The following is a 15,187-nucleotide window of genomic DNA, read 5'->3' on the forward strand; positions in this document are numbered from 1 at the left end:
GTTCACCACAATCCCTGTGGGAGCTGAGCTTGCTCGCGATAGCGGTGGGTCAGCTTGCATTCATGTTGAATGTGCTGCCGCCTTCGCGAGCAAGCCCGCTCCCACAGAGGGGTTTGTGGTACCTGGGCGATTTATTTCCGCGCCACAATCACCGCCCGCATTGGCGCCGGCAGTCCTTCGATGGTTTTGCTGTGGTCGGCGGGATCGAGAAAGTCGCTAAGCGACTGATACTTCATCCACTCGGTGCTGCGCTGTTCTTCCACGGTGGTCAAGCTCACGTCCACACAGCGCACATCGCTGAACCCGGCGCGGCGCAGCCAGCGTTCCAGGGCTGGGACTGAAGGCAGGAACCAGACGTTGCGCATCTGTGCGTAACGGTCCTCGGGCACCAGAACCTGATGTTCATCGCCCTCGATCACCAGGGTTTCCAGGACCAGTTCGCCGCCCTTGACCAGGCAATCCTTGAGCGCCAGCAAATGCTCGATTGGCGAGCGACGGTGGTAGAACACACCCATGGAAAACACTGTGTCGAAGCCTTCCAGCTCCGGCGGCAGCGCCTCGAATGGAAATGGCAGGTGCCAGGCGTTGGGCTGCGCGAGGTAACGCTGCACGGCCTGGAACTGGCAGAAGAACAGCCAGTTGGGATCGACGCCGATCACCGTGTCGGCGCCAGCGCCGAGCATCCGCCACATGTAATAACCATTGCCGCAGCCCACATCGAGAATGCGCTTGCCCACCAGGTCCAGGTGCGGGGCGACCCGCGACCACTTCCAGTCCGAACGCCATTCGGTGTCAACGTGCACGCCAAACAGGTCGAAAGGCCCTTTGCGCCATGGCGACAGGCCCATCAGCGCCGTACGCATTTGTGCTCGGGTTTCGTCGGAGCAATCGGTGTCGAGGGTCAGGCCGTTCAGCAGGTCGATCCGGGTCGGTTGCAGCACCGGCAAGGCATCGAGGGCGCTCTGCCAACGCTCCAGGTCGCCATGACCCTTTTCCATTTTGCTGTCCAGTTGCGTTTGCAGCGTCGCGGCCCAATCGGCCAGAGGGGTGCCGGCCAGATGGCGGGCCAGGGGAGACAGATCAATCATGGCAGGGCAATCAACGAGGCAAAATTAAGACACTGGAACCACGGCACGACTTTCGAGAACCCGGCCGCCAGCAGGCGTTCGCGGTGTTCTTCGAGGCTGTCGGGCTTCATGACGTTTTCGATGGCGCTGCGCTTCTGGGCGATTTCCAGCTCGCTGTAGCCGTTGGCGCGCTTGAACGCCACATGCAGGTCGTTGAGCAGCGCGTGCTCTTGTTCATCGTTAAAGCGCAGCTTCTCCGAGAGGATCAACGCACCGCCGGGCAGCAGGGACTGGCGAATGCGGCTCAACAAGGCGGTACGCTGATCCGGCGCGATGAATTGCAGGGTGAAGTTCAGCGCTACCACCGAGGCCGGCTGGAACGTCAGGGCGAGGATGTCGCCTTCGATCACTTCAACCGGCAGCAACTCCTGGAACATCGAGTCCTGGCCGTTAAGGTACTCGCGGCAGCGCTCGACCATGGCCGCCGAGTTATCCACCGCAATCACCCGGCAACCGTCGGTGCGCACATGGCGGCGCAGGGCCTGAGTCACCGCGCCCAGGGACGAGCCCAGGTCGTAGAGGACGCTGCCCGGCTGGGCAAATTGCGCGGCGAGCACGCCCAGGTTCTCGACGATGGTCGGGTAACCCGGCACCGAACGCTTGATCATGTCCGGAAACACCCGCACCACGTCCTCGTTAAAGGCGAAGTCAGGCACCTGGGCCAGGGGCTGGGCGAATAGACGATCGGGTTCTTTGCTCACGGCAGTTCCAGCGGCATGGGTGGTGAAAAGGCCGGCATTTTAACCAAAAAACCTCTGGGAGCGAGCCTTTGTGAGCGCCGGGCTTGCTCTCTGGTTCAGTGGTTTTTTTGGGTGAAGGCCGACGCCGCAATGCCCCACTGGCCCAGCCAATAACTGATGATGATCAGGTAAGGCGCGGCATGAAAGGGCGCCACGAACCGGTTTATGCCAATGACGCTGTCGGAAAACACAAACGCCAGAGCCCCGGCAGCGGCCAGCCAGGCCGAGCGCTCGGGGACTGCAGTGCCCAATCGCGCCAGCGCACGCCAGAGCATGGCGCTGATGGCCAGGCCGTAGACAATCACCGGGACGAGCAAAGGCCCCAGACCGCTCGATATCAGAATCCCCAGCAGCGTTGCGCCAAGCCCCAATGCCAGGGCCAGCGATAGCAACGCCGGACGGCGACAGTCGCTGAGGTAGGCTTTCAGATAGGCCAGGTGCGCCAGCAGAAACGCGCCAAGGCCGAACACGAACAGATCCCCGGGCCACGCCAGCAGCACATCGCCCACCAGCGAGAAAATCAGGCCCAGGCTGATCCAGCGTCGATATTCGCTGGGTGGCGCATCGTGCAGCCAGCCGAGCAGGGCCAGCACCGGCATCGGCTTGACCAGCAGGCACAGCAGGGTGGCATGCACAGTGAGCCCGTACACATAGGTGGCCGCGCCCATCAATGCAAGGATCAGCCAACCCATGGTCAATTCACCGAAATGGCGCAGTCGAAGGTTTCCACCGGCGGTACTTCAGGTGCCCAGGGCTGTTGATAAGTCAGGCGCAAGCGACCGGTTCCGGCAGCAAATGCCTGGAAACGCCAGGTTGATACCCCGGCCGCGCCGACGATGCCGGCGTCTTCCGGGTTGCGGTAAACCTCAGGCCCCAAGGCCTTCAGCACGCCGCCAGCCGAATCCTGGACCGCCCAGCGATAACCGGTGCTGGGGTTGCTGGGCAAATTCAGGATCAGGTTCTGGCCGTTAGTGAGCTGCACCGGGCACTGGCTCAGTTTTTCCACGGTCACGTTGTGTTTCGGTTGCGTGGCGCAGGCACTCAGCAGGGCGAGGCTGAAAGGGACGAGCAGGCGGGTGAGGGACATAAGGGCTCCGGCATTCACGACGAACGGCGAGCATAACCGAAGATGCTACTGGGTGTGTCAGCGGGGCATGCGTTGGATCTCATGGCCTTATCGCGAGCAGGCTCGCTCCCACAAGGGTTTGGTGTGGATCACACATGTTGTGAACAACACAAAGCCACTGTGGGAGCGAGCCTGCTCGCGATGAGGCCCGCACAAGCGCTACAGGACTATCAGAACAACACCTTGGCCACATCGGCAAACCGCTTGGCGAAGTGCACGGTGACGCCTTCCTTGAGGTAGTCCGGCAGTTCTTCGAAGTTGCCCCGGTTGGCTTCCGGCAGGATCAGCTCATTGATTTTCTGCCGTCGCGCCGCGATCACTTTCTCGCGCACCCCACCAATGGGCAGCACGTGCCCGGTGAGGGTCAGTTCGCCGGTCATGGCCACGCCTTTTTTCGGCGCCTGGTTGCGAGCCAGGGACAGCAAGGCGCTGGCCATGGTCACCCCGGCACTCGGACCGTCCTTGGGGGTGGCGCCTTCCGGTACGTGCAAGTGAACGAAGGCTTCGTCGAAGAACTTCGGATCGCCGCCAAACTGCTTCAAATGCGAGCTGACGTAGCTGTGGGCGATTTCCGCTGACTCTTTCATCACCTCCCCCAGTTGCCCGGTGAGCTTGAAGCCGCGATTGAGCGTGTGGATGCGCGTCGCTTCGATCGGCAGCGTCGCGCCGCCCATGCTGGTCCAGGCCAGGCCGGTAATCACACCGATGCCGGACAGCACTTGCTCGTTGCGGAACACCGGCTTGCCCAGCGATGCCTCAAGGTCCTTGGGCCCGAGCTTGATCACGGCTTTCGGGTCATCGATCAGTTTCATCACCGCCTTGCGCACCAGCTTGCCCAGCTGTTTCTCCAGCTGCCGCACCCCGGCCTCACGGGCATAACCGTCGATCAGGGCCTTGAGGGCGCTGTCGGTGATATTCAGGCTGCCTTTGGACACGCCGGCCTTGGCCAGTTGTTTGGGCCACAAATGGCGCTTGGCGATGGCGACCTTCTCTTCGGTGATATAGCCGGACAGGCGAATCACTTCCATCCGGTCCAGCAGCGGGCCAGGGATCGAGTCCAGGGTGTTGGCGGTGCACACGAAGAGCACTTTCGACAGGTCCAGGCGCAGGTCCAGGTAGTGATCGAGGAATTCGACGTTCTGCTCCGGGTCGAGGGTTTCCAGCAAGGCCGAGGCCGGATCGCCCTGGTAGCTCTGACCCATCTTGTCGATCTCGTCGAGCATGATCACCGGGTTCATCACTTCGACATCTTTAAGCGCCTGCACCAGCTTGCCCGGTTGAGCACCGATGTAGGTGCGCCGATGGCCCTTGATTTCGGCTTCATCGCGCATGCCGCCGACGCTGAAACGGTAGAACGGCCGACCCAGGGTTTCGGCGATGGACTTGCCAACACTGGTCTTGCCCACCCCCGGCGGCCCCACCAGCAGCACGATGGAGCCGCTGATTTCGCCTTTATAGGCACCCACGGCGAGAAACTCGAGGATGCGGTCCTTGATATCCCCCAGCCCGGCATGGTGCTGGTCGAGCACCTTGCGCGCGTGCTTGAGGTCGAGTTTGTCCTGGCCATACACGCCCCACGGCACCGACGTCGCCCAATCGAGGTAATTGCGGGTGACCGCGTATTCCGGCGAGCCGGTTTCCAGGATCGAGAGCTTGTTCATTTCCTCTTCGATGCGCTTTTGCGCCTGGGCCGGCAAGTCCTTGCCCTCCAGCCGCTGCTCGAATTGTTCGATATCGGCGCTGCGATCGTCCTTGGTCAGCCCCAGCTCCTGCTGGATGACCTTCAACTGCTCCTTGAGGAAGAATTCGCGCTGATGCTCGCCAATCTTGTTGTTGACCTCGGCAGAAATCTCCTTCTGCAGCCGCGCGACTTCAACTTCCTTGCGCAGCATCGGCAGCACTTTTTCCATGCGCTTGAGCATGGGGACGCAATCGAGCACTTCCTGCAACTCACTGCCGGTGGCCGAGGTTAGTGCGGCGGCAAAGTCAGTCAGGGGCGACGGGTCGTTGGGGCTGAAGCGGTTGAGGTAATTCTTCAGCTCTTCGCTGTACAGCGGATTGAGTGGAAGCAGCTCCTTGATCGCATTGATCAACGCCATGCCATAGGCCTTGACCTCGTCGGTCGGCTCGCTTGGCTGGTGCGGGTATTCGACTTCCACCAGGTACGGTGGGCGATGGTGCTTGAGCCAGGTGCGGATGCGCACGCGGGTCAGACCCTGGGCAACGAACTGCAGTTTGCCGCCTTCGCGACTGGCGTGGTGCACCTTGACCAGCGTGCCATACAGCGGCAGCGCTGAGGTGTCGAAGTGGCGCGGATCTTCCTGGGGCGTGTCCATGAAAAACAGCGCCAGGGAATGGTGTTCGGATTTGGCGACTAATTCCAGGGTTTCAGCCCAAGGTTCCTCATTGACAATGACCGGCAGCACCTGGGCCGGGAAGAACGGGCGATTGTGGATTGGAATGATGTAGACCTTGTCCGGCAGGTTTTGGCCGGGCAGGGCCAGGCCGGTGCCGGAGGAGGTGTGTTCGATGTGTTCGGAGTCGGCGTAATCGTTCGTGGCTTCAGTAGAGTGCTGGTCGCTCATGGGGCACCTGCGCAATGGAGTATGGGTCTTAGATGGGGCAGGCGAGGGGTGGTTTCAATGGTGGATGATTGTTAGCTGTTATTTCATTGCAAGGCATTCAGCCTTGTGACAGGTTCGGTGCGGGCCTGTTGCCGGGCCCGCACCGAGGGTTCAGGCGACCCTGTTCAAATCGTTATGGCGCGTCTCTTTCAGGCACAGTACCGCGATCACGCTGAGCACCGCGGCCCCCGAGACATAACCACCGACGTAGCTCAAACCGCCCATTGCCACCAGTTTCTGGGCAAAGAACGGGGCGGCCGAAGCGCCGACGATGCCGCCCAGGTTGTAGGCGGCCGAGGCGCCGGTATAGCGCACATGGGTGGGAAACAGCTCCGGTAGCAGGGCGCCCATGGGGGCGAAGGTCACGCCCATCAGAAACAGCTCGATGCACAGGAACAGCGCCACGCCCCAAGTCGTGCCGTGGGTCAGCAGCGGTTCCATGAGGAAACCCGAGGCAATCGCCAGCACTCCCCCGATGAGCAGGATCGGTTTGCGCCCGTAGCGGTCGCTGGCCCAGGCCGACAGCGGCGTCGCGGCGGCCATGAACAGCACCGCAAAGCACAGCAGGCCGAGGAAGGTTTCGCGGCTGTAGCCGAGGGTGGACACACCGTAGCTCAGGGAAAACACGGTCGAGATGTAGAACAGCGCATAACACACCACCATCGCCGCGGCACCCAGCAATGTCGGCGCCCAGTACTGGCTGAACAGCTCGATCAGCGGAACTTTCACCCGTTCCTGGCGGGCCATGGCATCGGCGAAGACGGGTGTTTCATGAAGCTTGAGGCGCACATAGAGGCCGACGATCACCAGCACCGCACTGAGCAGGAACGGGATGCGCCAGCCCCAGGAACGGAACTGCTCGTCGTCCAGGGTCATGGCCAGGGTCAGGAACAATCCGTTGGCCGCCAGAAAGCCGATCGAGGGCCCCAGTTGGGGAAACATACCGAACCAAGCGCGTTTGCCCTTGGGCGCGTTCTCGGTGGCAAGCAACGCTGCGCCACCCCATTCACCGCCCAGGCCCAACCCCTGGCCAAAACGCAGCACGCACAACAGGATCGGCGCCCAGGCGCCAATACTGGCGTAACCGGGCAGTACGCCGATCAGCGTGGTACACACACCCATCAGCAGCAGGGACGCCACCAGCGTGGACTTGCGCCCGATCCGGTCGCCGAAGTGGCCGAACAGCGCCGAACCCAGCGGGCGAGCGAGGAATGCGATGCCGAACGTCAGGAAGGACGAGAGCATCTGTGCCGTGCCTGAGGTTTGCGGGAAGAACACCGGCCCGATCACCAGGGCCGCAGCCGTGGCGTAGACGTAGAAGTCATAGAACTCGATGGCCGTGCCGATGAAGCTTGCGGTCGCCACGCGGGTGGCGGAGTTCGTCGGCGGGGCAGACACAGCTTCGTTGCAAGTGGTCGTTGTCATGCGGTTATCCCTGACAGTCATATGCTCCGTTGGAGCTAATTATTATGGTCGAACTCCCTCGGCTCGCTGGCGCGCGCTGGATAAGCGGGTTGAGTATAGGAAGGGGGCTAACGATTCAACAAGAGAGCCCGTACACAATAGTGGCGCTTGCGCACAACCCTGTGGCGAGGGCTTAGGACGCCAGCGGCACCGAACTGTTGTGCCACACCAGCACCTGGCTGACGCGGTTATCCACGGTTTCGATGATTTCCAGCCGATAGCGGCCGATCTTCAGGCAGACCGGGCTTTCGGGAATGGTCTCCAGTGCTTCGGTCACCAGGCCGTTGAGGGTCTTGGGGCCTTCGCAAGGCAGGTGCCAGCCCAGGGTCCTGTTCAGTTCGCGGATCGACGCGGCGCCATCGATCATGAGGCGTCCATCAGGCTGGGGATGGACGTGGGGGTTGTCGAGGCTGTGCTCGCTTTCGAACTCCCCGACGATTTCTTCAAGGATGTCTTCCAGGGTGACAATGCCCAGCACTTCGCCATATTCGTCCACCACCATGCCCAGGCGCCGTTGCTGCTTGTGGAAATTCAGCAATTGCAGCTGCAGCGGCGTGCTTTCGGGAACGAAGTAGGGTTCGTGGCAGGCAGCCAGCAGCGCTTCCTGGGTCAGGCTCGCATCCTTGAGCAGGTGGCGGATCTGGCGGGTGTTGAGCACCGCTTCGACCTGGTTGATGTCGCTGTGAAACACCGGCAGGCGAGTACGGCGGTTCAGGCGCAACTGTTCAATGATGTCGCCGATGGGGTCGTCGAGGTTAATGCCATCGACCTCACTGCGGGGCACGAGAATATCGTTGACGGTAATGTTGTCCAGGGCATGGATGCCGGAAACCGGATGCGGCCGACCGCTGTTGTGTTCGGGTTCGTGATCGTTGCGCGCGGGTGTGGGCATTTCATCGTCGTTTTGCTGTACCACGCTTGCCTGGCGGGCAAACGGACGCAGCAGCAATTGACTGATGCCATTCAACAGCCAGGCAAATGGATAAAGAATCTTCAAGGGTACGCCAAGCAAGGCGTTGCCCAATGCCAGCACCGCATCGGGATGGCGGGTGGCCAGGGTGCGCGGCAGGTAATCGGCAAAGACCAGCAAGGCCGCACTGGTACCGAGCCACGCTACCAAGGGGCCGTGTTGCAGCCAGGTAAAAATCGCCAGCAGTGTTCCGATCACCACCGCGAGGGCGCGGCAGAGGGTATTGCACAGAATCAGACTGTCCCGGGGGAAACTCAGCTTCGCCAGCGGTTTGTCACCGGCGCGCGAAGCTTTGCGTTGGGCCAGCAAATGTTGCTGGGCGGCTTCGATGGCCGTGAACAGGGCGGACCAGAGGATCAGCACGACCAGTACAGCGAACAGCGGGCCCACGGGCAACATATCCATCAGAGGCGTCCGTCAGACATGCAGAATGTATTCACGAACCAGCTTGCTGCCGAAGTACGCCAGCATCAGCAGGCAGAAACCGGCCAGGGTCCAGCGAATGGCTTTATGGCCGCGCCAGCCCAGACGATTTCGGCCCCACAGCAGTACGCTGAACACCACCCACGCCAGGCACGCCAGCAGGGTTTTGTGCACCAGGTGCTGGGCGAACAGGTTTTCGACGAACAGCCAGCCAGAGATCAGCGACAGCGACAGCAGTGTCCAGCCGGCCCAGAGGAAGCCGAACAGCAGGCTTTCCATGGTCTGCAAGGGCGGGAAGTTGCGGATCAGCCCGGAGGGGTGCTTGTGCTTGAGCTGGTGATCCTGCACCAGCAGCAGCAAGGCCTGGAACACCGCGATGGTGAACAGGCCGTAGGCGAGGATCGAGAGCAGGATATGGGCCAGGATGCCCGGTTCTTCATCGATGATCTGCACCGTGCCCGACGGCGCGAATTGCGCCAGCAGCACCGTGGCCAGGCCCAGCGGGAAAAGCAGCACCAGCAGGTTTTCCACCGGGATGCGTGAACAGGCCAGCAGCGTCAGGGCGATCACGGCCACGGCAATGAGGCTGGCGGCGTTGAAGAAGTCCAGGCCCAGGCCAATGGGCGTCATCAGGTGGGTATAAAGGCTGGCCGCGTGGCCGAGCACCGCCAGCACGCCAAGCATGACCAGCAGGCGTTTGTTCGCCTTGGCGCCGGTGGCCAGGCGGGAGCCTTGATAGAAGGTCGCAGCGGCGTAAAGACAAGCGGCGGCGAGGGAGGCAAGCAAACTGGGTGACAAGGGGAGCATAAATCCTGTTAGGCAGGCCCGAAAGGCGCTGAGTTTGGCATAGAATCCCCATCGCACGAAAGACCAGCGCAACTGACGGCGAGGTGTGCGCCGGGCGCAGTCTTCGCTATAATCCGCGACCTGCCCACGCCGCAGGCTCGCCGAGCACATTTTTTACGGTCTGGGCCGCCATTATCCCGGTCTTATCTGGGCCTGAAAGGATCGCGCATGTTTGAAAACCTAACCGACCGTCTCTCGCAGACGCTGCGCCATGTTACCGGCAAGGCGAAGCTGACCGAGGACAACATCAAAGACACCCTGCGCGAAGTGCGCATGGCGTTGCTCGAAGCCGACGTCGCCCTGCCGGTGGTCAAGGACTTCGTCAATTCGGTCAAGGAACGCGCCGTCGGCGCCGAGGTGTCGCGCAGCCTGACGCCGGGCCAGGCGTTCGTGAAGATCGTCCAGGCCGAACTCGAAAGCCTGATGGGCGCTGCCAACGAAGACCTGAACCTGAGCGCCGTGCCGCCAGCGGTGGTGCTGATGGCCGGCCTGCAGGGCGCGGGCAAGACCACCACGGCCGGCAAGCTGGCGCGCTTCCTTAAAGAGCGCAAGAAGAAGTCGGTGATGGTGGTGTCCGCGGACATCTATCGCCCGGCGGCGATCAAACAGCTCGAAACCCTGGCCAACGACATCGGCGTGACGTTCTTCCCGTCCGACCTGAGCCAGAAGCCGGTGGACATCGCCCAGGCGGCTATTAAAGAAGCAAAACTGAAATTCATCGACGTGGTCATCGTCGATACCGCCGGTCGCCTGCACATCGACGAAGAGATGATGGGCGAGATCAAGGCGTTGCATGCCGCGATCAACCCGGTGGAAACCCTGTTCGTGGTCGATGCCATGACCGGCCAGGACGCGGCCAACACCGCCAAGGCGTTCGGTGATGCGCTGCCGCTGACCGGCGTGATCCTGACCAAGGTCGACGGTGATGCCCGTGGCGGTGCCGCGCTGTCGGTCCGTGCCATCACTGGCAAGCCGATCAAGTTCATCGGTATGGGCGAGAAGAGCGAAGCGCTCGAGCCGTTCCATCCCGAGCGTATTGCCTCGCGGATCCTCGGCATGGGCGACGTGCTCAGCCTCATCGAGCAGGCCGAGCAGACCCTCGACAAGGACAAGGCCGACAAACTGGCCAAGAAGCTGAAGAAGGGCAAGGGCTTCGACCTCGAAGACTTCCGCGATCAGCTGCAACAAATGAAGAACATGGGCGGCCTCGGCGGCCTCATGGACAAACTGCCGAGCATCGGTGGCGTGAACCTGGCGCAGATGGGCAATGCCCAGGGCGCGGCTGAAAAGCAGTTCAAGCAGATGGAAGCCATCATCAACTCCATGACCCCGGCCGAGCGCCGCGACCCTGAGCTGATCAGCGGTTCGCGCAAACGCCGCATCGCCATGGGGTCCGGTACCCAGGTGCAGGACATCGGTCGCTTGATCAAGCAGCACAAGCAGATGCAGAAGATGATGAAGAAATTCTCCGCCAAGGGCGGGATGGCCAAGATGATGCGCGGCATGGGCGGTATGTTGCCCGGCGGCGGCATGCCGAAAATGTAAAGAATCTGCGCCGGCTGTCATGCCGGCGTTGCCCCGCACGGATGCGGGGATCTCCAGCAAACCCGTGCTGCACGGGAGCTGACCTGCCGTTTTTCATGACGGCTCTATGGCAAATCTTGATCGCATGGCGCCAGGCGCCGGAAAAAGACATTTGCAAAAGTCCGGATATTCCTTAGAATATGCGGCCTTTCGGGCACCTATGCCCGCTGTGCATTTAGATTTGCAGCACCGACTACAGGAACGATGTTCACATGCTAACAATCCGTCTTGCCCTTGGCGGCTCCAAAAAGCGCCCGTTTTACCACCTGACCGTAACCGACAGCCGCAACCCGCGTGACGGTTCCCACAAGGAGCAGGTTGGTTTCTTCAACCCTGTTGCCCGTGGTCAGGAAGTTCGTCTGTCCGTGAACCAAGAGCGCGTAGCCTACTGGCTGAGCGTTGGTGCACAACCTTCTGAGCGTGTTGCTCAGTTGTTGAAGGAATCGGCTAAGGCTGCGGCCTGAGCAATATGAACGCGACGCCAAAAGATGCTGATGATTTGATCGTTGTCGGCAAAATCTATTCTGTTCATGGCGTTCGCGGCGAAGTGAAGGTGTATTCCTTTACTGATCCGATCAAAAACCTGTTGGACTACAAAACCTGGACGCTCAAGCGCGAAGGTAGCGTGAAACAGGTTGAGCTGGTCAGCGGACGTGGGAACGACAAGTTCCTGGTCGCAAAGCTCAAGGATCTCGATGATCGTGAAGAAGCGCGTCTTCTGGCCGGTTTTGAGATCTGCGTGCCACGCAACCTGTTCCCTGAACTGACCGACGGCGAGTACTACTGGTACCAGCTGGTGGGTCTGAAGGTCATCGACCACCTCGGGCAATTGCTCGGGAAAATCGATCACCTGCTCGAGACCGGTTCGAACGATGTCATGGTGGTCAAGCCTTGCGTCGGCAGCCTGGATGATCGCGAACGCCTGTTGCCCTATACCGAGCAATGCGTGTTGGCCGTCGACCTTGCAGCAGGCGAGATGAAGGTGGAATGGGATGCGGATTTCTAAACGTGGCTAATTTGCGCGTTGAAGTCATCACGTTGTTTCCCGAGATGTTTTCCGCCATCAGCGAGTACGGCATAACCAGCCGCGCGGTGAAACAGGAGCTGTTGCAGCTTACCTGTTGGAATCCGCGGGACTACACCACGGATCGGCATCACACTGTGGACGATCGCCCGTTTGGCGGTGGTCCGGGCATGGTGATGAAGATCAAGCCCCTGGAAGACGCTCTGGTTCAGGCCAGAACCGCAGCCGGGGAGGGCGCGAAGGTGATTTACCTGTCGCCCCAAGGCCGTCAGCTGACTCAGTCGGCGGTACGCGAGCTGGCAAATTCGGATGCATTGATCCTGATTGCCGGCCGTTATGAAGGCATTGACGAGCGTTTTATTGAAGCTCATGTCGATGAAGAGTGGTCGATTGGCGACTATGTACTGTCTGGCGGCGAGCTGCCGGCGATGGTCCTGATCGATGCGGTTACACGACTGCTGCCTGGAGCTTTAGGGCATGCAGATTCCGCCGAGGAAGATTCCTTTACGGATGGTCTGCTGGATTGCCCGCACTACACCCGACCGGAGGTGTATGCGGATCAGCGTGTTCCCGACGTGTTGCTAAGTGGCAACCACGCGCACATCCGGCGTTGGCGTTTACAGCAGTCCCTTGGTCGGACCTATGAACGACGCGCCGATCTTCTGGAAAGCCGCTCGCTTTCTGGAGAAGAGAAGAAGCTGCTCGAGGAATATATCCGCGAGCGGGACGATAGTTCACAACGTATCGATGGTAAGTCCGACGACTTGCCTTAGGAGCACAGCATGACTAACAAAATCATTCTTGCACTCGAAGCAGAGCAGATGACCAAAGAAATCCCTACCTTTGCCCCGGGCGACACCATTGTCGTTCAGGTGAAAGTGAAGGAAGGCGACCGTTCGCGTCTGCAAGCGTTCGAAGGCGTTGTTATCGCCAAGCGTAACCGCGGCGTAAACAGTGCATTCACCGTTCGTAAAATCTCCAACGGTGTTGGCGTAGAGCGTACTTTCCAGACCTACAGCCCGCAAATCGACAGCATGGCTGTCAAGCGTCGCGGTGACGTACGTAAAGCCAAGCTTTACTACCTGCGTGACCTGTCCGGTAAAGCAGCTCGCATCAAGGAAAAACTGGCTTAAGTCCAGCTTCCGATGCAAAAAAAGCAGCCTGCGGGCTGCTTTTTTGTTGCCTGCGATTTGGTCTTTGAGCACCCTGCATCTCATCATTTCCATTTCGATGCCGCGTACGCACGCATCCCTCATGAGTTTTTATGCCAGCCATTGATCACCCGCTGATAGACCAGTTTCTCGACGCCCTATGGCTGGAGAAGGGGCTGTCCGACAACACCCGCGATGCCTATCGCAGCGACTTGGCGCTGTTCAATGGCTGGTTGCAGGAACAAGGCCTGGAGCTGGCCAACGCCGGGCGAGAGTTGATCCTCGATCACCTGGCGTGGCGCCTGGAGCAGAACTACAAGCCGCGCTCGACCGCACGGTTTCTCTCGGGTTTGCGTGGGTTTTATCGTTATTTACTGCGGGAAAAGCTGATTGCGGTGGATCCGACCTTGCGCGTGGAGATGCCGCAGCTGGGGCGACCGTTACCCAAGTCCCTGTCTGAAGCCGATGTAGAGGCGCTGCTGGCGGCGCCGGATCTCAGCGAAGCCATCGGTCAGCGCGACCGGGCCATGCTGGAGGTTTTGTACGCGTGCGGCCTGCGGGTCACCGAGCTGATCAGTCTCACGCTGGAGCAGGTCAACCTGCGTCAAGGCGTGCTGCGGGTGATGGGCAAAGGCAGCAAGGAGCGTCTGGTGCCGATGGGCGAAGAGGCAATCGTCTGGGTCGAGCGCTACATGCGCGATGCGCGTCATGAACTGCTGGGCGGGCGTCCCAGTGACGTGCTGTTTCCCAGCCTGCGCGGCGAGCAGATGACTCGCCAGACCTTCTGGCACCGCATCAAGCACCAGGCCAAGGTGGCTGGGATCGGCAAGTCACTGTCCCCACACACCTTGCGCCATGCCTTCGCCACGCACCTGCTCAACCACGGCGCCGACTTGCGTGTGGTGCAGATGCTGCTGGGTCATAGCGACCTGTCCACCACTCAGATCTACACCCATGTGGCTCGGGCGCGGTTGCAGGATCTGCACGCCAAGCATCACCCCCGAGGCTGAATGAAGATCCCTGGATTGATGAGTACCCGATAGCCCATGCGGGAGCGAGCCTGCTCGCGATGACGGTGGCGCATTCAAAATCAATGCAAGCTGACCCACCGCTATCGCGAGCAGGCTCGCTCCCACAGGGAGTTGTGGTGAGCGCCAGATATGTGAACCCACGCCAGCACACAGAAAAAAGGCATCCATATGCCTTGTATCACCGGCATTCGGCCATGCGGGCCTTATGTGGTAGGCTTTGCCGGTTTGCACAGTGGGCGGTTGGAACCCGAATCTGCCGGTCGGCGTTCCCCGTCCCATTTGTCCGTCTCAGGAGCTCCCATGCGTTTGATCCAGATGTTCACCGCCGCCGCCATTGCGTTGGCCAGTACTGTTGCCATCGCCGACGACGCGGCCGACAAGGCTATCCGCAAGAGCCTGGAAAACCTTCAGATGGAGGTGCCGATCGAAACCATCACCGCCAGCCCCATGTCCGGCCTGTATGAAGTCAAGCTCCAGGGCAGCCGCGTGCTCTACGCCAGCGCCGACGGTCAGTACATCGTCCAGGGCAACCTGTTCGAGCTCAAGGGTGGCAAGCCGGTCAACCTCACCGAGAAGACCGAGCGCCAGGGCATTTCCAAGCTGATCAACGGTATTCCTGTTGCCGAAACCGTGGTTTACCCGGCGGTCGGCGAAACCAAGTCCCACATCACCGTTTTCACCGACACCACCTGCCCGTATTGCCACAAGCTGCACGCCGAAGTGCCGGAGCTGAACAAGCGCGGCATCGAAGTGCGCTATGTGGCGTTTCCGCGCCAGGGCCTGGGTTCACCGGGTGATGAGCAGTTGCAGGCGGTCTGGTGCTCCAAGGACAAAAAAGCGGCCATGGACAAGATGGTCGATGGCAAGGAAATCAAGGCCGCCAAGTGCGAAAACCCGGTTTCCAAGCAGTTCGCCCTCGGTCAGTCCATCGGTGTGAACGGTACGCCGGCCATCGTTTTGGCGGACGGCCAGGTGATTCCGGGCTACCAGCCGGCGCCACAAGTCGCCAAACTGGCCCTTGGTGCCAAATGATCATGGGCAGTGCGTTTATGAAGATCACGGCTCGGCGAAAACCTT

15 protein-coding genes are annotated in these 15,187 nt (G+C 60.7%); 7 read left to right on the forward strand and 8 right to left on the reverse strand.

The annotated features are described in order from the left end of the window. Positions 1-131 precede the first annotated feature (131 nt). The 8 genes from cmoB to GKKCFE_RS03690 all read right to left on the reverse strand — a co-directional run bounded on the left by cmoB (position 132) and on the right by GKKCFE_RS03690 (position 9,281). Complete coding sequence (cmoB, locus tag GKKCFE_RS03655; protein ID WP_188251286.1) at positions 132-1,088, reverse strand: tRNA 5-methoxyuridine(34)/uridine 5-oxyacetic acid(34) synthase CmoB; 957 nt, start codon at positions 1,086-1,088, stop codon at positions 132-134. Then, positions 1,085-1,828 carry a carboxy-S-adenosyl-L-methionine synthase CmoA gene (gene cmoA, locus GKKCFE_RS03660; protein WP_139051087.1) on the reverse strand — a complete coding sequence of 248 codons (744 nt, stop codon included), beginning with the start codon at positions 1,826-1,828 and terminating at the stop codon, positions 1,085-1,087. Before cmoA ends, cmoB begins: the two co-directional genes overlap by 4 nt. Before the next feature lie 95 nt (positions 1,829-1,923). Further along, the gene (locus tag GKKCFE_RS03665; protein ID WP_445577496.1) at positions 1,924-2,559 is read right to left on the reverse strand and encodes a lysoplasmalogenase; all 636 of its coding nucleotides are present in this window, start codon (positions 2,557-2,559) and stop codon (positions 1,924-1,926) included. Between the two features lie 2 nt (positions 2,560-2,561). Next, the gene (locus GKKCFE_RS03670) at positions 2,562-2,954 is read right to left on the reverse strand and encodes a protease inhibitor I42 family protein (RefSeq protein WP_107321546.1); all 393 of its coding nucleotides are present in this window, start codon (positions 2,952-2,954) and stop codon (positions 2,562-2,564) included. A 209-nt stretch (positions 2,955-3,163) separates the two neighbouring features. Then, positions 3,164-5,578: an endopeptidase La gene (lon, locus tag GKKCFE_RS03675; RefSeq protein ID WP_047227497.1), complete on the reverse strand. Its 2,415-nt coding sequence runs from the start codon at positions 5,576-5,578 to the stop codon at positions 3,164-3,166. A gap of 150 nt (positions 5,579-5,728) precedes the next feature. Continuing rightward, complete coding sequence (locus GKKCFE_RS03680; protein WP_445577497.1) at positions 5,729-7,042, reverse strand: MFS transporter; 1,314 nt, start codon at positions 7,040-7,042, stop codon at positions 5,729-5,731. 172 nt (positions 7,043-7,214) lie between these two features. Next, positions 7,215-8,456, reverse strand: a complete 1,242-nt coding sequence (locus GKKCFE_RS03685; RefSeq protein ID WP_160891612.1) for an HlyC/CorC family transporter — start codon at positions 8,454-8,456, stop codon at positions 7,215-7,217. Positions 8,457-8,468: 12 nt separating this feature from the next. After that, complete coding sequence (locus tag GKKCFE_RS03690) at positions 8,469-9,281, reverse strand: cytochrome C assembly family protein (RefSeq protein WP_214915688.1); 813 nt, start codon at positions 9,279-9,281, stop codon at positions 8,469-8,471. Between the two features lie 207 nt (positions 9,282-9,488). Between GKKCFE_RS03690 and ffh the strand changes: the two genes are divergently transcribed. The 7 genes from ffh (at position 9,489) to dsbC (ending at position 15,142) form a co-directional block, all read left to right on the forward strand. Further along, the gene (gene ffh / locus GKKCFE_RS03695) at positions 9,489-10,865 is read left to right on the forward strand and encodes a signal recognition particle protein (protein ID WP_047227501.1); all 1,377 of its coding nucleotides are present in this window, start codon (positions 9,489-9,491) and stop codon (positions 10,863-10,865) included. 251 nt (positions 10,866-11,116) lie between these two features. Continuing rightward, the gene (rpsP, locus tag GKKCFE_RS03700; RefSeq protein ID WP_003198088.1) at positions 11,117-11,368 is read left to right on the forward strand and encodes a 30S ribosomal protein S16; all 252 of its coding nucleotides are present in this window, start codon (positions 11,117-11,119) and stop codon (positions 11,366-11,368) included. A 5-nt stretch (positions 11,369-11,373) separates the two neighbouring features. After that, complete coding sequence (gene rimM, locus GKKCFE_RS03705; RefSeq protein ID WP_047227502.1) at positions 11,374-11,910, forward strand: ribosome maturation factor RimM; 537 nt, start codon at positions 11,374-11,376, stop codon at positions 11,908-11,910. After that, the gene (gene trmD / locus GKKCFE_RS03710) at positions 11,892-12,701 is read left to right on the forward strand and encodes a tRNA (guanosine(37)-N1)-methyltransferase TrmD (RefSeq protein ID WP_171061421.1); all 810 of its coding nucleotides are present in this window, start codon (positions 11,892-11,894) and stop codon (positions 12,699-12,701) included. The genes rimM and trmD overlap by 19 nt, the downstream gene beginning before the upstream one ends. Positions 12,702-12,710: 9 nt before the next feature. Then, positions 12,711-13,061 (forward strand): 50S ribosomal protein L19, encoded by a 351-nt coding sequence (gene rplS, locus GKKCFE_RS03715; protein WP_003175895.1) that lies wholly within the window; start codon positions 12,711-12,713, stop codon positions 13,059-13,061. 131 nt (positions 13,062-13,192) lie between these two features. Further along, on the forward strand, positions 13,193-14,089 hold the full coding sequence (xerD, locus tag GKKCFE_RS03720) for a site-specific tyrosine recombinase XerD (RefSeq protein WP_047227504.1): 897 nt from the start codon (positions 13,193-13,195) through the stop codon (positions 14,087-14,089). Positions 14,090-14,410: 321 nt separating this feature from the next. After that, complete coding sequence (gene dsbC / locus GKKCFE_RS03725) at positions 14,411-15,142, forward strand: bifunctional protein-disulfide isomerase/oxidoreductase DsbC (protein WP_092402674.1); 732 nt, start codon at positions 14,411-14,413, stop codon at positions 15,140-15,142. Positions 15,143-15,187: the final 45 nt, after the last annotated feature.

It is taken from the genome of Pseudomonas sp. E141 (genome assembly GCF_052659885.1).